This window comes from Streptomyces sp. NPDC023157, from assembly GCF_055560575.1.
In genome coordinates, this window is the sequence record NZ_JBVHIL010000005.1 from 449,534 (window position 1) to 471,920 (window position 22,387).

17 protein-coding genes are annotated in these 22,387 nt (G+C 70.1%); 7 read left to right on the plus strand and 10 right to left on the minus strand.

Annotation, left to right across the window (positions count from 1 at the left end):
- The first annotated feature begins 1 nt into the window (after window position 1).
- From ACZ3ZE_RS20705 to ACZ3ZE_RS20725, 5 genes are all read left to right on the plus strand, one after another.
- Complete coding sequence (locus ACZ3ZE_RS20705) at window positions 2-514, plus strand: Jag family protein (protein ID WP_361168366.1); 513 nt, start codon at window positions 2-4, stop codon at window positions 512-514.
- A gap of 117 nt (window positions 515-631) precedes the next feature.
- Entirely contained in the window at window positions 632-1,351 is a 720-nt protein-coding gene (rsmG, locus tag ACZ3ZE_RS20710; protein ID WP_361168363.1) for a 16S rRNA (guanine(527)-N(7))-methyltransferase RsmG, read from the plus strand.
- A gap of 259 nt (window positions 1,352-1,610) precedes the next feature.
- Window positions 1,611-2,699 (plus strand): ParA family protein, encoded by a 1,089-nt coding sequence (locus tag ACZ3ZE_RS20715; RefSeq protein ID WP_361168360.1) that lies wholly within the window; start codon window positions 1,611-1,613, stop codon window positions 2,697-2,699.
- On the plus strand, window positions 2,696-3,817 hold the full coding sequence (locus ACZ3ZE_RS20720) for a ParB/RepB/Spo0J family partition protein (RefSeq protein WP_361168357.1): 1,122 nt from the start codon (window positions 2,696-2,698) through the stop codon (window positions 3,815-3,817). Before ACZ3ZE_RS20715 ends, ACZ3ZE_RS20720 begins: the two co-directional genes overlap by 4 nt.
- A gap of 155 nt (window positions 3,818-3,972) precedes the next feature.
- On the plus strand, window positions 3,973-4,590 hold the full coding sequence (locus ACZ3ZE_RS20725) for a GNAT family N-acetyltransferase (RefSeq protein ID WP_361168354.1): 618 nt from the start codon (window positions 3,973-3,975) through the stop codon (window positions 4,588-4,590).
- A gap of 90 nt (window positions 4,591-4,680) precedes the next feature.
- Here the strand turns inward: ACZ3ZE_RS20725 and trxA are convergent, their stop codons facing one another.
- From trxA to ACZ3ZE_RS20760, 7 genes are all read right to left on the minus strand, one after another.
- A complete protein-coding gene (gene trxA, locus ACZ3ZE_RS20730) occupies window positions 4,681-5,016 on the minus strand; it encodes a thioredoxin (RefSeq protein ID WP_361168351.1) in 336 nt (111 codons plus the stop codon).
- Between the two features lie 47 nt (window positions 5,017-5,063).
- A complete protein-coding gene (gene trxB, locus ACZ3ZE_RS20735; protein WP_361168348.1) occupies window positions 5,064-6,029 on the minus strand; it encodes a thioredoxin-disulfide reductase in 966 nt (321 codons plus the stop codon).
- A 128-nt stretch (window positions 6,030-6,157) separates the two neighbouring features.
- The gene (locus tag ACZ3ZE_RS20740; RefSeq protein WP_361168345.1) at window positions 6,158-7,069 is read right to left on the minus strand and encodes a hypothetical protein; all 912 of its coding nucleotides are present in this window, start codon (window positions 7,067-7,069) and stop codon (window positions 6,158-6,160) included.
- Window positions 7,066-7,770 carry an RNA polymerase sigma factor SigM gene (gene sigM / locus ACZ3ZE_RS20745; protein ID WP_361168342.1) on the minus strand — a complete coding sequence of 235 codons (705 nt, stop codon included), beginning with the start codon at window positions 7,768-7,770 and terminating at the stop codon, window positions 7,066-7,068. Before sigM ends, ACZ3ZE_RS20740 begins: the two co-directional genes overlap by 4 nt.
- A 25-nt stretch (window positions 7,771-7,795) precedes the next feature.
- A complete protein-coding gene (locus ACZ3ZE_RS20750) occupies window positions 7,796-9,502 on the minus strand; it encodes a protein kinase family protein (RefSeq protein ID WP_467260052.1) in 1,707 nt (568 codons plus the stop codon).
- 117 nt (window positions 9,503-9,619) lie between these two features.
- Window positions 9,620-11,833 (minus strand): murein biosynthesis integral membrane protein MurJ, encoded by a 2,214-nt coding sequence (murJ, locus tag ACZ3ZE_RS20755; RefSeq protein WP_361620921.1) that lies wholly within the window; start codon window positions 11,831-11,833, stop codon window positions 9,620-9,622.
- A 45-nt stretch (window positions 11,834-11,878) separates the two neighbouring features.
- Window positions 11,879-14,239, minus strand: a complete 2,361-nt coding sequence (locus ACZ3ZE_RS20760; protein ID WP_467260055.1) for a DUF6049 family protein — start codon at window positions 14,237-14,239, stop codon at window positions 11,879-11,881.
- 213 nt (window positions 14,240-14,452) lie between these two features.
- Here ACZ3ZE_RS20760 and ACZ3ZE_RS20765 point away from each other — a divergent pair, with 213 nt between their 5' ends.
- Window positions 14,453-15,922, plus strand: coding sequence for a CCA tRNA nucleotidyltransferase (locus tag ACZ3ZE_RS20765; RefSeq protein ID WP_361168330.1), 1,470 nt, complete (start codon window positions 14,453-14,455; stop codon window positions 15,920-15,922).
- Between the two features lie 99 nt (window positions 15,923-16,021).
- On the opposite strand, the gene ACZ3ZE_RS20770 is transcribed toward ACZ3ZE_RS20765, so the two are convergent.
- From ACZ3ZE_RS20770 to ACZ3ZE_RS20780, 3 genes are all read right to left on the minus strand, one after another.
- Window positions 16,022-17,290 (minus strand): MFS transporter, encoded by a 1,269-nt coding sequence (locus tag ACZ3ZE_RS20770; RefSeq protein ID WP_467260057.1) that lies wholly within the window; start codon window positions 17,288-17,290, stop codon window positions 16,022-16,024.
- Between the two features lie 79 nt (window positions 17,291-17,369).
- Window positions 17,370-18,452 carry an inositol-3-phosphate synthase gene (locus ACZ3ZE_RS20775; RefSeq protein ID WP_361168324.1) on the minus strand — a complete coding sequence of 361 codons (1,083 nt, stop codon included), beginning with the start codon at window positions 18,450-18,452 and terminating at the stop codon, window positions 17,370-17,372.
- Window positions 18,453-18,498: 46 nt separating this feature from the next.
- Entirely contained in the window at window positions 18,499-19,179 is a 681-nt protein-coding gene (locus ACZ3ZE_RS20780; protein WP_361168321.1) for a PadR family transcriptional regulator, read from the minus strand.
- Between the two features lie 403 nt (window positions 19,180-19,582).
- On the opposite strand from ACZ3ZE_RS20780, the gene ACZ3ZE_RS20785 reads away from it, so the two are divergent.
- Complete coding sequence (locus tag ACZ3ZE_RS20785; RefSeq protein WP_467260060.1) at window positions 19,583-22,333, plus strand: transglycosylase domain-containing protein; 2,751 nt, start codon at window positions 19,583-19,585, stop codon at window positions 22,331-22,333.
- Window positions 22,334-22,387: the final 54 nt, after the last annotated feature.

Sequence of the window (22,387 nt, forward strand, 5' to 3'; positions counted from 1 at the left end):
CGTGACGGAAGGCACCACCACCTCCGCCGCCGAGGGTGTCGACACCCTGACCCGCCTGGAGCAGGAGGGTGAGATCGCGGCCGACTACCTCGAAGGCCTGCTCGACATCGCCGACCTCGACGGTGACATCGACATGGACGTCGAGGCGGACCGGGCCTCGGTCTCGATCATCTCCGACTCGAACGGCCGTGACCTGCAGAAGCTGGTCGGCCGTGACGGCGAGGTGCTGGAGGCCCTTCAGGAGCTCACCCGGCTGGCCGTGCACCGGGAGACCGGTGACCGCAGCCGTCTGATGCTCGACATCGCCGGCTTCCGTGCCCAGAAGCGCTCCGAGCTGGCGCAGATCGGCGCCAAGGCCGCCGACGAGGTCAAGTCCAGCGGCCAGCCGGTCAAGCTGGACCCGATGACCCCGTTCGAGCGCAAGGTCGTGCACGACGCGGTCGCCGCCGCCGGTCTGCGCAGCGAGTCCGAGGGCGAGGAGCCGCAGCGCTTCGTCGTCGTGCTCCCTGCCTGATCGCTCTCGTAGTGTCGGCCCCGTCTGTTCGCAGGCGGGGCCGAATTTTGTCAGCCTGATAGTCAGCCACACAGTGCGCTCGCACGTCATGCGTGCGGTACGGAAGGACGGTTCCCCGTGACGGAGGCAGCGGAGCTTCCCCAGGCGCCGGAGCAGGCGCGGACGGTCTTCGGCGAGTACTTTCCGGAGGCCGTGCGCTACGCGGAGCTCCTCGCGGACGCGGGGGTCAAGCGCGGTCTGATCGGCCCCCGTGAGGTTCCCCGCTTGTGGGAGCGTCACATCCTGAACTGCGCCGTGCTCTCCGAGGTCGTCCCCGAGGGCGTCACGGTGTGCGACGTCGGCTCGGGCGCCGGCCTGCCCGGCATCCCGCTGGCGCTGGTGCGCCGGGACCTGAAGATCACGCTCCTTGAGCCGCTGCTGCGCCGGACGAACTTCCTCCAGGAGGTCGTCGAGCTGCTCGGCCTCGACCACGTGACGGTGGTCCGTGGCCGCGCCGAAGAGGTGCTCGGCACGCTGCAGCCCGTGCACGTCGTCACCGCCCGCGCCGTCGCACCGCTCGACCGGCTGGCCGGCTGGGGCGTTCCGCTGCTGCGTCCCTACGGCGAGATGCTCGCGCTCAAGGGAGACACGGCGGAGGAGGAGATCAACGGCGCCCGCGCCGCCCTGTCCAAGCTGGGCGTGGTGGGCACCTCCGTCCTGCACGTGGGTGAGGGGATCGTCGATCCGCTCTCCACGGTCGTGCGGGTCGAGGTCGGCGAGAGCCCCGGCGGTGTGAGGTTCGCCGCCAAGCGAGCCAAGGCGGCCAGGACCAGCCGGCCCCGCCGCGGCGGCCGCTGACCCCTGCCCACTGATCCGTACAAGCTGCGATACGTACAGATTTCGGAGTGTCGAGCGGTCCTGACCCTGCGGCGCGTGCATCGTGTTTCACGTGAAACGTCGCTCACTGCTGCAGGGGATCATCAGCCGCGGCCGCGCGGCTGCCACGCCCTGGGACCGCACACCTCCGGCGAAACCCCCCGTGAGGGTCAAGGGGTTGTCCACAGAGGTGGATTCCTCCACAGAACCACGGGCCTCGCTGGTTCACGACCCCGAAAGCATGGCAGGCTCTGTTCATCGCGAGCCTGAAGCCGAGGAGAGTGAATCCTTGCGGTCCGACGCCAACATCGCGGGACCGATGACCGATCCGGTCCCCGGTCCCCGAACCGAATCGGCGGGGGAGGATGTTTCACGTGAAACACCGCCCCCGATGGACGACACCCCCATTGGTCGTGCAGCTCAGCTGGCCGTAGAGGCCCTGGGCCGTGCGGGTGAGGGGCTTCCCCGGCCTGCCCAGACCCGCGTGATGGTGGTCGCCAACCAGAAGGGCGGAGTGGGCAAGACGACCACGACGGTCAACCTTGCCGCCTCCCTCGCCCTGCACGGTGCCCGTGTCCTGGTCATCGACCTCGACCCGCAGGGCAACGCCTCCACGGCGCTCGGCATCGACCACCACGCCGAGGTCCCCTCGATCTACGACGTCCTCGTGGAGAGCAGGCCGCTCTCCGAGGTCGTCCAGCCGGTCCAGGACGTCGAGGGGCTCTTCTGTGCCCCTGCCACCATCGATCTGGCCGGTGCCGAGATCGAGCTGGTGTCCCTGGTGGCCCGAGAGAGCCGTCTGCAGCGCGCGATCCAGGCGTACGAGCAGCCGCTCGACTACATCCTGATCGACTGCCCGCCGTCGCTGGGCCTGCTCACGGTCAACGCCATGGTGGCGGGGGCCGAGGTGCTGATCCCCATCCAGTGCGAGTACTACGCGCTGGAGGGCCTGGGCCAGCTCCTGCGGAACGTCGAGCTGGTGCGCGGGCACCTCAACCCCACGCTGCACGTCTCGACGATCCTGCTCACCATGTACGACGGTCGGACGAGGCTCGCCTCGCAGGTGGCCGACGAGGTGCGCACCCACTTCGGCAAGGAGGTGCTGCGAACCAGCATCCCGAGATCCGTGCGTATCTCGGAGGCGCCGAGCTACGGGCAGACCGTCCTCACCTACGACCCGGGCTCCAGCGGTGCCCTGTCGTACCTGGAGGCGGCCCGTGAGATCGCCCTGCGCGGTGTCGAGGTCCAGTACGACGCCACGCACGCCCACACCGGCCAGCCGGCCATGGGCCACCAGAACAGCCAGCGAATGTCGGAGGGGATCCAGTGAGCGAGCGACGTAGGGGGCTGGGACGTGGGCTCGGTGCGCTGATCCCCGCTGCTCCCCAGGAGCGACAGGTGCAGGCCGTGGCCGTGGGAAGCCAGGCGACCTCGTCCCCCGGTGCCGTTCCGGCGCTCGGCTCGGAGCGAGGGGTGGCGGCGGCGAAGCTGGCGACCCTTCCGGCGAGCCCGCAGTCGCCCGACTCCGTGGTGCCGGTGCCCGAGCCCGAGGTTCTGCCGGAGTCCCCCGCCGGGGCGCACTTCGCGGAGCTTCCCCTGGACTTCATCACCCCCAACCCGCGCCAGCCGCGTGAGGTGTTCGACGAGGACGCCCTGGCCGAGCTGGTCACCTCCATCAAGGAGGTGGGCCTGCTCCAGCCCGTCGTCGTACGCCAGCTGGGTGCCGAGCGCTACGAGCTCATCATGGGTGAGCGCCGCTGGCGGGCCTGCCGCGAGGCCGGTCTGGAGCGTATCCCCGCGATCGTGCGGGCCACCGAGGACGAGAAGCTGCTGCTCGACGCCCTCCTGGAGAACCTGCACCGGGCGCAGCTGAACCCGCTGGAAGAGGCCGCCGCCTACGACCAGCTCCTCAAGGACTTCCACTGCACCCACGACCAGCTGGCCGACCGGATCGGGCGTTCGCGTCCGCAGGTCTCCAACACGCTCCGTCTGCTGCGTCTCTCCCCGCCGGTGCAGCGCCGGGTCGCCGCAGGAGTCCTCTCCGCCGGCCACGCCCGCGCTCTGCTCTCCGTGGACGACCCGGAGACGCAGGACAAGCTGGCGTACCGGATCGTGGCCGAGGGGCTGTCGGTGCGGGCGGTCGAGGAGATCGTCACGCTGATGGGCTCGGAGCCGTCCTCTTCGGTCAAGCCGAAGGGTCCGCGGGCGGGTGCCCGGGTCTCCCCGGCCCTGAACCGGCTGGCGACCCGTCTCTCGGACCGCTTCGAGACCCGGGTGAAGGTCGACCTGGGCCAGAAGAAGGGCAAGATCGTCGTCGAGTTCGCCTCGATGGAGGATCTGGACCGGATCCTGTCGACGCTCGCCCCCGGCGAGGGGCGAGTGATGGACCAGGGAAACGCCGAGCAGGATGAGCAGGACGGGCAGGACGGGCAGGACTCCGAGGGCTGAGCCCTCTCTTCTTCTCCCCGGGCGGGGCGTGTTCCGGCTTTCACCGGAACGCGCCCCGCCCTTTGCCTGAGTGCGGTATCGCCCCCCTCACGCCCTCGTTACGATGCGAAGAGGCGTATTCGTCCGGCATTGGCCGAGGGAAACGAGGAGCAGCCGTGGGGCGTCGGCTCGTACCGCTCACCTTGGACAACCTTCCGGATCTCCCCAAGCGGTGCCGCTCCTGTGTCTTCTGGGAGCTCGATCCGGTGAGCGGAGAGGCCGCCGTGAAGGCCGGCCGGCCGGAGCTGGAGAAGGAGGCGTGGATCTCCGCCGTGCTCCTCGAATGGGGATCCTGCGGCCGGGTGGTCTACGTCGACGAGGTGCCGGTCGGCTATGTGCTGTACGCGCCCCCGGCGTATGTGCCCCGTGCCATCGCCTTCCCCACGAGTCCCGTCTCGGCGGACGCCGCCCAGCTGATGACGGCCTGGATCATGCCGGGGTACCAGGGCCAGGGGCTCGGGCGGATGATGGTGCAGACCGTGGCGAAGGATCTGCTGCGGCGGGGCTTCAAGGCGATCGAGGCGTTCGGCGACGCCCGCTGGAAGGAGCCGGCCTGTGTCCTCCCGGCCGATCACCTCCTGGCCGTGGGCTTCAAGACCGTGCGGCCGCACCACGCGTTCCCGCGGCTGAGGCTGGAGCTGAGGACGACGCTCTCCTGGAAGGAAGACGTCGAGCTGGCCCTGGACCGGCTGCTGGGAGCCGTACAGAAGGAGCCGGCGCTGCGGCCCCTGTGATCCCGGCGGGGACTCCTCGCGGAAACGACGACGGCCCGCCCCCTCGGAAGGGGGCGGGCCGCTGATGTTTCACGTGAAACAGCGAGAGTGTCAGGCCTTCGTCTGGACGAAGCCGTCGAGGTCGCGCAGGATCGCGGCCTTCGGCTTGGCACCGACGATCGTCTTCACGACCTCGCCGCCCTGGTAGACGTTCAGGGTCGGGATGGACATGACGCCGTACTTGGCGGCCGTGGCCGGGTTCTCGTCGATGTTGAGCTTCACGACCTCGATCTCACCGTGCTCGGAGGCGATGGCCTCCAGCGACGGGGCGATCTGACGGCACGGCCCGCACCACGCGGCCCAGAAGTCCACCAGGACGGGCTTGTCGCTCTTGAGGACGATCTCCTCGAAGTCAGCGTCGGTCACGTTCTTCAGGGCGCCGGCCACGGCGGCCTCCTTAATTCGCGGGGTGTGGGGTGATTGAGGCGGAGGGGTCAGACCGCGGGGGTCTCGGCAAGCTTCTCGCTGTCGGCGAGAGCCGCCAGGAAGCGCTCGGCGTCGAGCGCGGCCGAGCAGCCGGTGCCGGCGGCGGTGATCGCCTGGCGGTAGGTGTGGTCGACGACGTCGCCCGCACCGAAGACGCCCGTGAGGTTGGTGCGCGTGGACGGGGCGTCGACCTTCAGGTAGCCCTCCTCGTCCAGCTCCAGCTGGCCCTTGAAGAGCTCCGTGCGCGGGTCGTGGCCCACGGCGATGAAGAGGCCCGTCACCGGGAGCTCGCTGCTCTCGCCGGTCTTGGTGTTGCGCAGGGTCAGACCGCTGAGCTTCTGCTCGCCGTGGATCTCGGCGACCTCGTTGTCCCAGGCGAACTTGATCTTCGGGTCGGCGAAGGCGCGCTCCTGCATCGCCTTGGAGGCACGCAGGGAGTCACGGCGGTGGACGATGGTGACCGACTTGGCGAAGCGCGAGAGGAAGGTGGCCTCCTCGATCGCGGTGTCGCCGCCGCCGACGACGGCGATGTCCTGGTCCTTGAAGAAGAACCCGTCGCAGGTGGCGCACCAGGAGACACCGCGGCCGGAGAGGGTGTCCTCGTTCGGCAGGCCCAGCTTGCGGTGCTGGGAGCCGGTGGTGACGATGACGGCCTTCGCGCGGTGCACGGTGCCGGCGGTGTCGGTCACGGTCTTGATGTCACCGGTGAGGTCTACGGCGACGACATCGTCCGGAACGAGCTCGGCGCCGAAGCGCTCCGCCTGGGCACGCATGTTGTCCATCAGGTCCGGGCCCATGATGCCGTCACGGAACCCGGGGAAGTTCTCCACGTCGGTCGTGTTCATCAGGGCGCCACCAGCGGTGACCGCACCTTCGAAGACGAGCGGGTTCAGCGACGCACGGGCCGTGTAGAGCGCAGCGGTGTATCCCGCGGGCCCGGAGCCGATGATGATCACGTTACGGACGTCGCTCACGGGTTTGTTCCTCGTCTCTGCAGACTGCCTACTGCCTACGGGGGGCGATCCTGTCGGTCACTCTCACCCACCCAACCGATCCTACGGGGCAAGCATTCCCGAGACCGCCGCCTGGCACGGCGCGGAGTTCACGAGCGCGACACGGATTCCTTCAGCAGCACGTCGGCCCGGGCATTCCCGCTCCCCGTGGCGCAGGAGGCGTCGACCACATAGACCTGCACCCGGGTGCTGTCGGCGGTGTCGGGGAGGACGAGGAGATAGGCCTCTCGTCCCTGATAGGCGCCCTTCCGGAAGGCGAGGGCCGCGTCCGAGCGCTGAGTGCCGGCCTGGACGCAGGCGGGCAGGGGGGCGGTGAGGGACCGCTTCTGGCCGTCGCCGCCACTCTGGGCGGAGAGCGACTCGGGGCTGTCCTGGGGGGCCTTGAAGGTGCTGTCCTGCTGGAGGAGGGCGTGAGCGGCGGCCTCGACCGGAACACCGTCGAAACGGGCGGCACCGGCAGCGCTGGCAGCGGTGTCGGACGTCGTCTGGGCGCCCGCTCCGTCCCCGTTGACGTTCAGCACACCCGACTGGAGGAAGAACAGGCTCAGCCCCAGCGCCGCGGCGCCGACGGCCGCGCCGAGGACGGCGCCCCTGCGACGCCGACGCCCACGGGGCCGTCCGGGCCCGGTGGCGGCGGAGGGGCGCCCGACGGGCCGGTCCACGGGCCGGTCCACGGCCGGGGCGGTCTCGGCCGGATGGCTGCGCGGTGTTTCACGTGAAACATGCGCGGTGGTGTCCGGCGCCGTGGAGTCCAGGAGGGCTTCGGCGGCCAGGGCGGCGTCGATCCGTCCGGCGATCTCCGCAGGCATCCGGGGCGGCCCCGGAAGGGTGCCCAGCAGGCTCCGGATCTCGTCCAGGGAGGTCCGTACATCGGCGCAGAGGGAACACGCGTCGAGGTGGCGGCGTACGACCGCGCCACGGGAAGGCGGGAGGAGGCCTTCGGCGAGCTCGGAGATCTCCGAGACGTCGGGATGCTGAGTCGTGTCGGCCGTGGAAGTCACGCGCGCCCACCTCCGCCCTTCACAGCAGCTGGATTGCTCGGTCCGGTCTCCGTCGGTCCCGGCACCGGTGGGACGGATGTCCCCGGCGTCCGGTTCCTTCCCCGGTCGGGGCTCTCGTTACCCACCGTGTCGCCGCGCAGATGAGTGAGCATCGGCAGGAGTCTGGCCCGTCCGCGCGCACAGCGGCTCTTCACGGTGCCGGTGGGGACGTCGAGCACCCGGGCGGCCTCGGCCACCGGATATCCCTGCATGTCGACCAGGACGAGGGCGGCACGCTGCTCCGGGGGGAGCGTGGCGAGGGCGGCCAGGAGCTGGCGGTGCAGATCCTGGCGCTCGGCGGGGGCCTCGGCGGACTCGTGCGGTTCGAGGAGCTGCTCGAACCGTTCGGTGTCGTCCATCGGGGAGGTGCGGCGGGAGGCCGCCTTGCGTACCCGGTCGAGACAGGCGTTCACGGTGATGCGGTGCAGCCAGGTCGTGACGGCCGACTGGCCCCGGAAGGTGTGGGCGGCCCGGAACGCCGACACGAGGGCGTCCTGGACGGCGTCAGCGGCCTCCTCGCGGTCGCCGAGCGTCCGCAGGGCCACCGCCCACAACCGGTCCCGGTGGCGGCGCACGAGCTCACCGAAGGCGTCCTGATCGCCGGCCACATGGCAGGCCAGAAGTTCCTGGTCGCTGCGCTCGTCGCGTATGGCGTCGTCCAACGGTGAGCCCCTCCCCCCGCGCGGATCAGCTGGTGATCTTGATGTCCGAGATCTGGCCCTTGAAGCCGCCGCCACCGGCCGGCAGGTCGGTGAGCCAGACGAGCACGTAGCGCGTCTTGACCGGCTTGGCCGGAGTGAGCGACACCTGGGAACCGTGCCCCGAAGCCTGCGTGGCGAAGCCCCCGGCCTTGTCGGGCGGGGACGAGGTGCCCTCGGGCGCCGTCCGCAGTTCGACCGAGGTGCTGCCCTGGAAGGTCACGTCGACCTTGGCGACCTGCTGGACCGTGCCGAGGTCCAGGACGATGCCCACACCGTCCTTCAGATGTCCGAACTTCGAGTAGCCGTCGTAGCGCATGGTCGTCCACGAGGTGCTCGGGTCGCCGTCGTAGGCGTTCTTTATCTGGTCCGAGTTCTCCGCGCCGTCGCCCTGCGGGTCGAAGTCATGGGCGTCGACGATCGTGACCGGCTTGCCGTTCGGCTTGTCCTTCTCGTCCTCGCCGGTCTGCGGCTGGGTGACCTGTGGGGTGTCGGTGTCCTTCGGCTGGTTCAGGAGCCGGTCAGCGATCTGCCAGCTGCCCAGGCCCAGGGCGGCGATCAGCAGGGCGGAGACGGCCCACTTCAGCGCCTTGCCGGCACGGCTCTGCAGCGGAGGCGGCGGAACCACGACCGGCTGAGGGACCTGCGGGCGCGGCTGGGGGCGCCCGTACGTGCCCTGCTGGTAGGTCGTGCGCTGGTACTCGGGCGGCGTCGGGAGCGGGAACACCGGCTCCGGCGGGCGGATGCGCGGCATGGCCGCCACGGCCTTGGCCAGCTCGTCCGGGGTGGTGCAGGGCGGCTCCTGGCGCGAGGCGGTGGCCCCGTCGTTCGCCAGGGCGCGCATGGCGATCTCGGAGAGGCCGCGGTGGACCCCCGCGCGCACCTGGTCGGGCGCGAGCAGCCCGACGCCCTTGGGGAGCCCGGAGAGGCCGTAGGCGTCGTTGTCGTACGGCCAGCGCTGGGTGAGCGCCGCGTAGAGCAGGGCGCCGATCGCCTCGGTGTCGGTGCGCTGCGGCCGGTCGGCGCTGATGCCGCGCAGGGCGGCGTTCACGGCGAGGCCGCGGATGCGGTACTGGCCGGTGGAGCTGCGCAGCACGGCGCTCGGCGTGAGCCGGAGGTGCGAGAGCCCCTCGCGGTGCGCCGCGGCCATGGCCTGGGAGACCTGGCTGACCAACTGGTAGGCGTCGTGCGGCTCCATCGGCCCGGTGGCCAGGAGCGCGGTCAGCTCGGTGGAGTCGGGCAGCCACTCGTGCACGACGTACACGAGGTCGTTCTCCTCGACGGCGTCGAGGACCTGGACGAACCGCGGATCGCCGAGGAGCGCGGCGGAACGGGCCGCGGCCAGCACCGAGCGTGCTCTCGGGTGGTCGGCGGGCAGGATGTGCACGCCGACGGCGCGGCGGAGTTTCTCGTCCACGGCGCGCCAGCTGCTGAACCCGTCCAGTCGGGTGACGCACTCCTCCAACCGGTAGCGCCTGGCCAGCTTGTGGCCGCTGTGCAAGTCCGGTGCCGTGAGGGAGGGCTGTTCGTCGCTCTTCGGTTCGCCTGCCTTGTTGTCCGTGGCCTCGGCGGTCGTGACCGCCTTCTTCTGCGCTTCCGCCACCCCGTCGGTCGCGGCCTTCTCCGCCTTGGCGGTCAGCGGGTCGTCACCGCTGTTGTCGGCCACGTCGACGGCAGCCGTGCTACGTTCCGCCACCGTCGTTCCTGCCTCCCCATCCGTTGCGCCACATCCAACAGCCATGCCAATTGTGCCCACAGTCCGACGCTATGCACGACACGCGTCGGCAGGCGATGGTTGTGCGAAGCCCGTTCGTCAGCGTCCCAGACGCCCGCGGACCATGCCGACCATGGAGTTGAGCTCCGCGATCCGCATGCGCTTGGCGGCGACGAAGAAGACGCCGAGCAGGACCGCTCCGCCCACGAGCAGCGCCACCAGCGAGCCGAGGGCCCCTTCGCCCAGCACCTTCAGGAGGCCGAAGCCGACCGCTCCGGCGACGACCGCGGCCGGCAGCGACGCGAGGCACAGCCGGGCGTAGGTACGCATCACATGGGCGCCGTCGAGGTCGCCACCGAGGCGGTTGCGCAGGCGGCGCCAGGCGACGCCGACGCCGACCATGTAGGCCAGACCGTACGAGGCGGCCATGCCGACCACGGCCCACTGGGCCGGGAGCACGACGTAACAGACGGCCGAGGCGGCCGCGTTGACCGCGGCGACGATGACGGTGTTGTAGAAGGGCGTCCGGGTGTCCTCGTAGGCGTAGAAGCCGCGGAGGACGACGTACTGCACGGAGTAGGGGATCAGGCCGAGGCCGAAGGCCATCAGGATGAAGCCCATGCCCTGGGCGGCCTGGACGCCGCTGGACGCGTAGAGCAGGGTGCACATCGGGACGCCGAGCGCCAGGAAGGCGAAGGAGACCGGGACGATCGCCACGGCCGAGTTGCGCAGGCCCTGGGAGATGTCGTCCCGGACGGCGCCCGGGTCGTTGTCCGAGGCGGCGCGGGAGATGCGGGGCAGCAGCGCGGCCATGACGGAGACGGTGATGATGGCCTGCGGCATGCCCCAGATCAGCTGGGCGTTGGAGTAGGCCAGGAAGCCCGCGCCGTTCTTGCCGGACTCCTCACCGGCCGCGGTGGCGAGCTGGGTGACGACCAGGACGCCGGCCTGGTTGGCGAGCACGAACAGCACGGTCCACTTGGCCAGCTTGACCGTCTTGCCGAGGCCGTGGCCCTTCCAGTCGAAGCGCGGGCGGAAGCGGAAGCCGGTCTCGCGCAGGTACGGGATCATCGCCAGGGCCTGGACCACCAGGCCGAGCAGGGTGCCGATGCCGAGCAGCCGGATGCCCTCTTCGGGGATGGTCTGGACGCCCATGTGGGACTCGGCGGAGGTGCCGTAGACCCAGATGAACAGGCCGAACGTGGCGATCATGACGATGTTGTTGAGGACCGGGGTCCACATCATCGCGCCGAACTTGCCGCGGGCGTTGAGGATCTGACCCATCACCACGTGCACGCCCATGAAGAAGATCGTGGGCAGGCAGTAGCGGGCGAAGGTGACGGCGACGCTGTTGGCCGCCGCGTCGTCGGCGATGGTGTTCGACATCAGCCGGATCAGCACGGGGGCCGCGAAGACGGCGATGGCGACGATCGCGCCGAGCGCGACCATCACGAGGGTCAGCAGGCGGTTGGCGTAGGCCTCGCCGCCGTCCTCGTCGTTCTTCATCGAGCGGACCAGCTGCGGCACGAAGACCGAGTTGAGACCGCCGCCCACGGTGAGGATGTAGATCATCGTGGGCAGGGTGTACGCGACGGTGAAGGTGTCACCGAGCAGGGCGGCGCCGAGAGCACCGGTGATCACGAGGCTGCGGACGAAGCCGGTGAGGCGCGAGACGAGGGTGCCCGCGGCCATCACGGCGCTCGACTTGAGCAGCCCGGAGGCGCGGCCGGACTTCTTCGGGGCGGGCGCGGGCATGGGGTTCGGCTCCGTCGACGGCGGAGGTACCTGGCCGGGCGTCTGCTGGTCCCGGTAGAGGTGGGCGAAGGCGTCCGTCTCCGGCACGTCCTCCCCCGCCCGGGTCACCAGGTCGTCGACACCGGTGAACTGGACCGTGCGGGCGTCGTCGCCGTACGGCAGGTGCCGCGAGGGCCCGTCCGGCTCGGGCGCCGGGGTCTGCGCCCACACCCGGGGGTCCGGGGCGTGCGCGGGCGCGGCCGGCTGCTGGTAGAGCGGCTGGGGCTCCGCGTAGGTGCCGGGTGGCGGCGGCGGGTGCGCGGCGCGGTCGTACAGCGCCTCGGTCACCGGGTCCTGCGCCGAGAGGTCCCGGCCCTGGTACGGGTCCTGGGCGTAGGCGTCCTGGACGTACGGGTCCTGGGCGTACGGGTTCCGCTCGTTCGGTGCGTACGGGTCAGGCGCGGGCTGCTGCGGCGGCGGCACCGGCATGGGGCCGGGGGCCGGTGCCGCGGGCGTCCCGCCGGCGGGCGTGGTGCCGCCCGCGGCCTGACCGCGGTCACCGTCGTACGGCGCGTTCATGGTTACCCCACCTCATCGTCCCCGGCCGACCGGCCACGACATCGCTCAACGGTCCACTTTCTCACCCGGGCCCGACGGGTCGCCGCTTTCGGGACCGGTGTCCGGTGTCGGGTCACTCGGCTGCCCGGGATTGGCGGCCTCGGCACCCGCCTCCGGCTCCGCTTCGTCCGTGGCCTCGCCCTCGGCCCCGTCTTCCGCCTCCGCCTCGGCTTCCGCTTCCGCTTCGGCCTCGGCGTTGCGGGCGGCGGCCCGCTTGCGCTGCGAGTACATCCGCACGCCGGCGAGGACCAGCAGGAGCACACCGCCGGCGATGACGAGCATCACCGTGGGGGTGATCTCGGAGACCTTGACGGTGAAGTTCATCGGCGGGCCGTAGGGCGTGCCGTCCTCGGTGTAGAGCTGGGCCGACATCGGGACCGGTCCGTTGGCGTTGGCCGAGGCGGTGAACTTCACCGACTGGCTGTGCCCGCCCTCGATCTTCACCGGCAGCTCGGCGACGGCGTCGCCGTTCAGCTTCAGACGGGTCTTGTTGCCGGAGGTCAGCCGCAGCACCAGGTGGTCCACGCCCTGGAGCAGCTTGTTCTGCACCGTCACGGGGATGGTGGCGCTCCGCCCCGAGAGCAGCAGGTCCGACTTCTCGATCAGCTGCACCTCCCGGGTCAGGCTCTCCAGGTACTGGTGCACTTCCTGGCGGTACAGCGAGGCCGAGGCCTTCTGCCCCCGCCACGAGGTCGACATCTCGCGGCTGATCGCGTTGGTGAAGGGCGGCACCACCCGGTCCGGGGCCGTCAGGATGACCTTGAAGTCGTCCAGCTGGTCGCGGGTCTGCTTCATCTGCTCGAACGCCTCGGAGTCGAGCTCCTGGGCGCGCAGCCGCTTCGGGTAGGCGGCGCTGCCCGGTACCCGGGTGGAGGCGTCCGTGTCGGGCTTCACCGTCGTGGCGGCCGCCGTCAGGTCCAGCGGCTGCGTCCAGCGCTTCGCCGCGCCCTCCAGCACCGACGCCATGGCCTGCGCCTGGGCGCTGCTCGGCATGCGCTGGGGGGCGACCACGACGCTGCGCTGGTCCTCGGGCCGCTCCAGGGTCACCGCGAGCGACTGGGCCAGGAAGGACTGGACGGCGAGGGTGGAGTTCTCGGCCCGGATCAGATCGCCGGCGAAGGCCGTGGACAGCTCGGCGTCGCTGACGACGGCGGTCGTGCCACCGCCGACCGGGCGCGCCGCGTTCGGCGTGTACGGGAGGTCGTCGCGGAAGCTGTCGCTGCGGGCGATCACGTTGTGCGCGCCCGCGGAGGTGGCGACGGACATGATCGAGGGGTCGACCGCGCCGTCGACGGGCCAGGAGAAGTCGGTGGACGGCTTCACATGGAGGACGGTCTCGACCGTGGTCGTGGCGAGCGCCGTCGCCTGCTGGAGGTGGCTGAGCGAGCCGGGGACGTCCTTGCCGTGGTGGGCCAGGGAGGCGAGGTCGGGGTCGGCGAAGGGCAGCGCGACGACCTTCTGGCCCTGCACCGCCTTCTCCAGGAGGTCGAGCCACCGTTCGGCGACGTTCTGGTTCCTGCCCGCGATCTCGGTGCTGCCGCTCTTGACCCGGTACGGCTTGGCCATGGCGTCGACGCTGGCCAGCAGGTCCGGGTCGATCACCCAGGTGACCGGCAGGTTCGTGCCGAGGCTGACCATCTCGTGGAGCCGGCCGCCGGGGGCGAGCTCGGCGGCGAGCTCGTCGTTCTCGAAGACCGGGGTCTGCTGGAGGTCCGGTCCCGTCTCCGCGGAGACATGGGTGGTGGAGATCAGCGGCCAGAGGTAGGTGAGCTGGGTCTTCTTGTCGGTGTCCTCGGGCTGGTACGGCAGGAAGGTCCGCTCGATGCCGAGGACCCGGCCGTAGGACTGGCTCCCGGTCTGACCCGTCAGGGAGACCCCGAGCTGGTAGACACCGGGGTCGTCGACGCCCAGCTTGGAGACGGGGACGGAGAGCGTGAAGTCCTTGCTGAGTCCGGCCCCCAGCTTCGGGATCTTGACCGTGTAGCTGCCGCCGAGGGGAGGCGGGTCTCCGCCGTCCCGGTAGCCGCGGCGGCCGGAGACGTCCTCGATCTCGCTGCGGCTGGTCATCCGGGGGCCCACCCGCAGGTCCACGGTGGCGTTGGTCACGGCCTGCTTGCCGCGGTTGGTGACCGAACCGGTGAGGGTGAGGGTGTCGCTCTCGACCGGGGCGCTCGGCGTGAGCGTGTCGACCGACACATCGACGGTTCCGGCGCTGCTCGCGCTCTCGGCGGCCTGCGCCGCGGGAGCGGTCAGGGCCGGCAGGAACCCGGCCAGCAGCGGAGCCGCGACGGCGAGGGAGACCAGACGCCGCACCCGGCGGCGGGCAGGTGAGGGACCGATCCCCTGGATAGCTGCCGCCTCGGCCACGCGTCGCCCGTCCTCGTCGTTGTCTGTGGTGTGTGTGGTGTCGGTGGTTCCCGGTTGCTGTGTCCAGGCATGGTAACGAGGCACGCGGCGGCCAAGTGCCGGGGACTGCTCCAGCCGATCGGACGAAGGGCGCCGGAGACGGGCCGTGGGCCGCTGTGGGCGTGGGAAAAACGGGGGCATCGGTACGAGCTGGGGCACGTACCCTTTTCTGTTGTGCCGAACGCCAACGAAGACACCTCGACTGCACTGAGCCAGGTGCAACGCCGCGCGGTCAGTGAACTACTGCGTGTGTCCCCCGTCGCCGACGACCTCGCCCGCCGCTTCCAGGAAGCCGGGTTCAGCCTCGCGCTGGTCGGCGGCTCGGTCCGCGACGCCCTCCTCGGCCGTCTCGGCAACGACCTGGACTTCACGACGGACGCCCGCCCCGAGGACGTACTGAAGATCGTCCGCCCCTGGGCCGACGCCGTCTGGGAGGTCGGCATCGCCTTCGGCACGGTCGGCTGCCAGAAGGACGCCCGCGTCGGAGACGTGGTGCAGCGCTTCCAGGTGGAGGTCACGACCTACCGCTCCGAGGCGTACGACCGCACCTCGCGCAAGCCCGAGGTCTCCTACGGCGACTCCATCGAGGTGGACCTGGTCCGGCGTGACTTCACCGTCAACGCCATGGCCGTGGCGCTCCCCGAGAAGGAGTTCATCGACCCGTACGGCGGTCTGGAGGACCTGGCAGCCCGGGTGCTGCGGACCCCGGGAACGCCCGAGGAGTCCTTCTCCGACGACCCGCTGCGCATGATGCGCGCCGCCAGGTTCGCCGCTCAGCTGGACTTCGAGGTGGCCCCCGAGGTCGTCACCGCGATGACGGAGATGGCCGGACGGCTGGAGATCGTCTCCGCCGAGCGCGTGCGGGACGAGCTGAACAAGCTGCTGCTCTCCGCGCACCCCCGCAAGGGCCTGGGGCTGCTCGTGGAGACCGGCCTCGCCGCCCATGTGCTGCCCGAGCTTCCGTCGCTGCGGCTGGAGAGTGACGAGCACCACCGGCACAAGGACGTCTACGAGCACTCGCTGACCGTCCTCGACCAGGCGATCGACCTGGAGGAGGACGGGCCGGACCTGGTGCTCCGGCTCGCGGCGCTGCTCCACGACATCGGCAAGCCGCGGACCCGCCGGTTCGAGAAGGACGGCCGGGTCTCCTTCCACCACCACGAGGTGGTGGGGGCGAAGATGACGAAGAAGCGCATGACCGCGCTCAAGTACTCGAACGAGATGATCAAGGACGTCTCGCGTCTGGTCGAGCTGCATCTGCGCTTCCACGGCTACGGCACGGGCGAGTGGACCGACTCGGCCGTCCGCCGCTACGTACGCGACGCGGGCCCGCTGCTCTCGCGGCTTCACAAGCTGACCCGCTCCGACTGCACCACGCGCAACAAGCGCAAGGCCTCCGCGCTCTCCCGTGCGTACGACGGCCTGGAGGAGCGCATCGCGCAGCTCCAGGAGCAGGAGGAGCTGGACTCGATCCGTCCCGAGCTCGACGGCAACCAGATCCAGGAGATCCTGGGGATCCGTCCGGGGCCGGCCGTCGGCCAGGCCTACAAGTTCCTGCTGGAGCTGCGGCTGGAGAACGGGCCGATGGGGCACGACGAGGCGGTCGCCGCGCTCAAGGAGTGGTGGGCGACTCAGGGCGAGTAGGCGGGCGCCGCTGTTTCCCGCGCGATGTTTCACGTGAAACAGCGAGGGGCCGGCACCAGTGAGGGGCGATGTTTCACGTGAAACATCGCCCCTTCGGCGTCAGGCCCGCGTGGAGCTTCTGGCGCTCTTTGCCAGCGCCAGTGCGATCCCGGCGTAGAGCAGGGCCACGAGGATCACGAGCGGCGCTGAGCGCCCGTCGGGAGGCAGCATGAGCGCGGCGACTCCGGCCGCCCCGACGAAGGCGACGTTGAAGAGCACGTCGTAGAGGGAGAAGATCCTCCCGCGATAGGCGTCGTCCACCGAGGTCTGGACGACCGTGTCCGTCGCGATCTTCGCTCCCTGGGTGATCAGGCCGAGGAGGAAGGCGGCCACGAGGAACGGGGTCCGGGCGAAGGTCAGCCCGAGGGCCGGTGTGAGCACGGCCGCGGCTCCCGCGCAGAGGGTCATCCAGCCGAACGGGCCCAGCTTTCCGACCGCCCAGGGCGAGAGGACGGCCGCCGCGAAGAATCCGGCGCCGGAGGCGGCGACGGCGAGCCCGAGCGCGGCCAGCCCGTCCGAGTCCGTCGAGCTCCAGGCGTACCGGCAGAGCATGAGCACGGTCACGAACAGGGATCCGTAGCAGAAGCGCATCAGGGCGACCGCGGTGAGCGCCCTGGCGGCGGGGCGCCGCTCGGCGAGATGACGCAGCCCGCTCGCCAGCCCCCGGGCGGTGGACCTCAGCGCGGCGGAGAGGCGGGGCTGGACGCGCTCCGGGTCCGGGCCGAGGAGCGCGCGCGGCATCCGCAGGGAGACGAGCGCGGAGCAGAGGTAGAGGAGGGCGCCGAGGAGGACGACGGCGGCGTCGGAGTTGTCGGCGACCAGCCGCATTCCGAAGGCCAGTCCGCCGCCGAGGGTCGCTGCGAGGGTGCCGGCGGTCGGGGAGAGCGAGTTGGCGATGACCAGCCGCTCGTCGTCGACGACTCGGGGGAGGGCGGCCGAGAGGCCCGCCAGGACGAAGCGGTTGACGGCCGTGACGGAGAGGGCGGAGGCGTAGAAGAGCCAGTCGGGCGGGGAGGCCAGGACGAGCAGCGCGGTGCCGCAGGCGAGGACGGTGCGCAGCAGGTTGCCGTAGAGGAAGACCTGGCGCCGCTGCCAGCGGTCGAGCAGGACGCCGGCGAAGGGGCCGACGAGGGAGTACGGGAGCAGCAGCACCGCCATGGCCGAGGCGATGGCCGCGGGGCTGGTCTCCTTCTCGGGGGAGAAGACGACGTACGTGGCCAGGGCCACCTGGTAGACACCGTCGGCGCACTGGGAGAGCAGGCGTACGGCGAGCAGGCGGCGGAAGTACCGCAGGCGCAGAAGGACGCGCAGATCACGCACGACGGACATGGCAGCAAGACTCACATACGAAGAGGGCCCCCGGGCAGTGCCACGGGGACCCTCGTCAGTGAGCTGTTCGACCGTCAGGTCAGCGCTCGACCTCGCCCTTGATGAACTTCTCGACGTTGGCGAAGGCCTCGTCGTCGAAGTACTGCACCGGCGGGGACTTCATGAAGTACGAGGACGCCGAGAGGATGGGGCCACCGATGCCCCGGTCCTTGGCGATCTTCGCGGCGCGCAGGGCGTCGATGATGACACCGGCCGAGTTCGGGGAGTCCCAGACCTCCAGCTTGTACTCGAGGTTCAGCGGGACGTCGCCGAAGGCACGGCCCTCAAGGCGGACGTACGCCCACTTGCGGTCGTCGAGCCAGGCCACGTAGTCCGACGGACCGATGTGGACGTTCTTCTCGCCCAGGTCGCGGTCGGGGATCTGCGAGGTGACGGCCTGCGTCTTCGAGATCTTCTTGGACTCGAGGCGGTCGCGCTCGAGCATGTTCTTGAAGTCCATGTTGCCGCCGACGTTGAGCTGCATGGTGCGCTCAAGACGGACACCGCGGTCCTCGAACAGCTTGGCCATCACGCGGTGCGTGATGGTGGCGCCGACCTGGGACTTGATGTCGTCGCCGACGATCGGGACACCGGCCTCGGTGAACTTGTCCGCCCACTCCTTGGTGCCGGCGATGAAGACCGGGAGAGCGTTGACGAACGCGACCTTGGCGTCGATGGCGCACTGCGCGTAGAACTTCGCGGCGGCCTCGGAGCCCACGGGCAGGTAGCACACGAGCACGTCGACCCGCTGGTCCTTGAGGACCTGGACGACGTCCACGGGAGCCTCGGGGGACTCCTCGATGGTCATGCGGTAGTACTTGCCGAGGCCGTCGAGGGTGTGGCCACGCTGAACCGTGACGCCCGCGTTCGGGACGTCGCAGATCTTGATGGTGTTGTTCTCGCTGGCGCCGATGGCGTCGGAGAGGTCGAGGCCGACCTTCTTGGCGTCCACGTCGAACGCGGCCACGAACTCCACGTCGCCGACGTGGTAGTCGCCGAACTGGACGTGCATCAGGCCGGGCACCTTGGACGCCGGGTCGGCGTCCTTGTAGTACTCGACGCCCTGCACCAGCGAGGCGGCGCAGTTGCCCACGCCGACGATGGCTACGCGAACCGAACCCATTCCGGTTGCTCCCTGTGTGTCGTGGAAGCCCTGCTGACGCAGGGTTTCACTTTGCGGTGTCGTCGGACGGATCCGGCCGGGTGCTGCCCCCGTGCCGGGGCAGGCCGCCCGTTTCTCCAGAATCGTTGTGCTGCTGAGCGGGGTCGTCGGGGCGGGATCGCTGATCCCGTCCCGCTCGCTCGCTCTCGATGAGCTCGTTCAGCCAGCGCACTTCGCGCTCCACGGACTCCATTCCGTGGCGCTGCAGCTCAAGCGTGTAGTCGTCGAGGCGCTCGCGCGTCCTGGCCAGAGAGGCGCGCATCTTCTCCAGGCGCTCCTCCAGCCGGCTGCGGCGGCCCTCCAGCACTCGCATCCGCACGTCGTGCTCGGTCTGGCCGAAGAAGGCGAAGCGGGCGGCGAAGTGCTCGTCCTCCCAGGCGTCGGGGCCGGTGTGGGAGAGGAGCTCTTCGAAGTGCTCCTTACCTTCGGCCGTCAACCGGTAGACGATCTTGGCGCGGCGCCCCGCGAGTGAGGCGGCCAGCGCGTCCTCGGGGGCGCTGCCCGGCTCCTCGATCAACCAGCCGTTGGCGACCAGCGTCTTGAGGCAGGGGTAGAGGGTCCCGTAGCTGAAGGCCCGGAAGATGCCCAGCGAGGTGTTGAGCCGCTTGCGCAGCTCGTAACCGTGCATCGGGGCCTCACGGAGAAGGCCGAGAACGGCGAACTCAAGGATTCCTGAGCGCCTGCTCATTCGCCGCCTCCTCCGCTCTCGGGACTCGTCTCTCGGAACCAGAAAACTCTTATGACGAGTCGATGTGCCGCACCGATGTATCGACTCGATACATCCCGACGATAGAACGAGCCCCCGGTTGCGACAAGTGGGGCTCGGGTGACCGGCGTCACATCGTCAATTCACAGCGTTCGACTTGCCGGATTTGGGGTGAAGTCCGTCTGTAGGTGGGTTTTGGCCGTGCGTAGTCTGTGCGGCATGCAGACCACCGGGAACCGAGCGATGCCCCAGGGCGTCAGTGAAGCGGGTGACCGGCTGCGGCACGGTGGGGCTTTTTCCGAGGTCCGGCCGTGTGCATTTCGGGGGGACCGGAACTCAACTGCCGCTTCCAGGCGTACGCGCCTGCCCGAGGAGTAGTCGTTCGATGAGCGAGCACCGTCGCAAAATGCCGCAGCAGCAGCCGCCTAGTGGCGGTCGCGCTGCGGCCCGGCGCGCGGCCCAGCAGCCGATGGGCCGGAGGCCGGTCCAAGGCCATGAGGTCGGTTCGGGGTCCCCTTCGGACTCGTACGGACCGCCTTCCGTCCATGGGGAGGAGCAGCGTCCCTACGGGGGGCGTGCCGAGGCCCGGCGAGCCGCCCAGCGGGGCGGTCGCAGGCGTGCGCCCGAGGCCGGTGGCCCCGGCGGCCCGAGCGGCCCCGGCGGCGGTCGGCGCGGCGGCGGTGGCGGCCAGGGCGGTGGTCCCGGGCGTGGCCGCGGCGGACGTCCGCCCGGCAAGAAGCGGATCATCGACTACCCGCGCTACGGCAAGTACGGCTGGCGGCGCTGGATGCCGTCGTGGAAGCTGGTCACGGGCCTGTTCCTGGCCTTCTGCGGTGGCCTCATGGGTGCGGCCTCGATCGCGTACGCGATGGTGGGCATCCCCAACGAGGACCTGAGCGCCAAGCAGCAGAACAACGTCTTCTACTGGTCCGACGGCACGGTGATGGCCGCGACCGGTGGTGAGGTGAACCGCCAGATCGTCGGGATCGAGCAGATCCCGGTGGTCATGCAGAACGCCGTGGTCTCGGCCGAGAACAAGACGTTCTGGACCGACTCGGGTATCGACCCGATGGGCATCGGCCGTGCCGTGTGGAACATGGCCAAGGGCGGCGAGACCCAGGGCGGCTCGACCATCACCCAGCAGTACGTGAAGAACAACCGGCTCAACGACCAGTCGCAGACCGTGACCCGCAAGGTGAAGGAACTCTTCATCTCCATGCGCGTCGGCAACGACCTGGAAAAGCGCGACATCATGGCCGGCTACCTCAACACCTCGTACTACGGACGCGGTGCCTACGGCATCCAGGCGGCGGCCCGCACGTACTTCGGCACGGACGCCAGCAAGCTGAACGCCAGCCAGTCGGCCTTCCTCGCCTCGCTGCTCAAGGGCGCGACCTACTACGACCCGGCCGGCTCCCCCGAGATCGACCCCCAGGCCACGGCCCAGGCCAACCGCGACCGCGCCGAGAAGCGCTGGAAGTGGATCCTGGACGAGATGGTCAAGGACGGGAACCTCCCGGCAGCCGAGCGCGCCAAGTTCACCGAGTTCCCCCAGGTGAAGGGCCGGACCCAGGGTGCCCAGCTGAGCGGCCAGGTCGGCTACCTGGTGCGGACGGCCGAGGCGAACTTCCTCAACAACAACGACAAGGGCATCACCGCCCAGCAGATCGCCAAGGGCGGCTTCGAGATCCACACGACCTTCGACAAGAAGAAGGTCGCGTCCCTCGAGAAGGCGATCAAGAAGGTCTACAAGGAGCACATCGACCCGAAGAAGCGCCCGAAGGAGGACACCCACGTCCAGTTCGGCGGCGCTTCGGTCGACCCGAAGACCGGCGCGATCGTGGCGATCTACGGCGGCACCGACGCCACCAAGCACTTCACCAACAACGCCGACCAGACGGGTGCCCAGGTCGGATCGACCTTCAAGCCCTTCGTCCTGGCGGCGGCGATGCGCGACGGTGTGCGGGACAAGAAGCTGGGGGAGACGCAGGGACCGTCCTCGCGGACGATCGTCGACCCCGACAAGAGCCTCTACAACGGCCAGAACAAGCTGAGGATCAAGAGGTACGACGGCTCGATCTGGCACGACGAGAAGGGCGGCGAGTGGCTCCAGACGAACGACGACGGTGCGAGCTACGGGAACGTGACGCTTCGTAAGGCCATGCAGGTCTCCGCCAACTCGCCGTACGTGCAGCTCGGCATGGACATCGGCATCGACAAGGTCCGCCAGTCGGCCGTCGACGCGGGCCTCCTGGAGTCCTCGCTGATCAAGGCCAATGTGCCGTCGTTCTCGCTGGGTATCTCCTCCCCGAGCGCGATCCGCATGGCCGGCGCCTACTCGACCTTCGCGAACAACGGCGAGCAGAACGACCCGTTCTCCGTGACCAAGGTCCTCCAGAAGGGCGAGGTCGTCTACCAGCACGAGGCCGCGCCGAAGCGCGCGTTCTCCACGGCCGTCGCCAGCAACGTCACCGACGTGCTGAAGGACGTCGTGAAGAAGGGCACCGGCAAGAAGGCCGCGCTCGACGACCGCGAGGCGGCCGGCAAGACCGGTACGACCGACGGCAACAACTCGGCCTGGTTCGTGGGCTACACCCCGCAGCTGGCGACCGCCATCGACATGTACCGCTTCGCGGACGACGAGACGATCAAGGACCGTAAGTTCGAGTCCATGTTCGGCACGGGTGCCCAGCCGAAGATCCACGGTTCGTCGTTCCCGTCGCAGATCTGGCACGACTACATGACCGACGCGCTGAGCGGCACCAAGGCGGTGGACTTCCCGTCGCCCGAGGACCTGGGCGCCGAGGCGGTCTTCGGCGGCGGCGCGGTCAGCCCGACGCCGACGCCGACGGAGACCGAGTCCGAGTCGCCGTCCGCCACCGCCACGACGCAGACGCCCACCATGAAACCGACCAAGACGGTGGACCCGGGCAAGACCTGCTCCGTGTGGGACTGGCCGTGCGACCCGAACGGCGGCGCCAGCAACGGGAACAACAACGGCGGCGCGACCAACGGCGGAGCCACCACGACACCCCCGCCGACGTCGACGGACTCCCCCTCCACCGATCCCGCCGCAGCGGGCGGCGGGGGCGGCAAGCCCAACGGCGGCACCGGCTGGACCGGCCTGGGCGGCTGATCCGCCCGCCGGCCGAGCGGCCTCGTCGAGGGCCGCCGCGCCCGGTCCGTACCT

Bases quoted from the DNA above. Each gene is read 5' to 3' on its own strand.
- ACZ3ZE_RS20715 (WP_361168360.1), top strand. From the start codon at position 1,611: ATGGCAGGCTCTGTTCATCGCGAGCCTGAAGCCGAGGAGAGTGAATCC.
- murJ (WP_361620921.1), bottom strand. From the start codon at position 11,833: ATGAACGCGCCGTACGACGGTGACCGCGGTCAGGCCGCGGGCGGCACC.
- ACZ3ZE_RS20770 (WP_467260057.1), bottom strand. From the start codon at position 17,290: ATGTCCGTCGTGCGTGATCTGCGCGTCCTTCTGCGCCTGCGGTACTTC.
- ACZ3ZE_RS20775 (WP_361168324.1), bottom strand. From the start codon at position 18,452: ATGGGTTCGGTTCGCGTAGCCATCGTCGGCGTGGGCAACTGCGCCGCC.
- ACZ3ZE_RS20780 (WP_361168321.1), bottom strand. From the start codon at position 19,179: ATGAGCAGGCGCTCAGGAATCCTTGAGTTCGCCGTTCTCGGCCTTCTC.
- ACZ3ZE_RS20785 (WP_467260060.1), top strand. From the start codon at position 19,583: ATGAGCGAGCACCGTCGCAAAATGCCGCAGCAGCAGCCGCCTAGTGGC.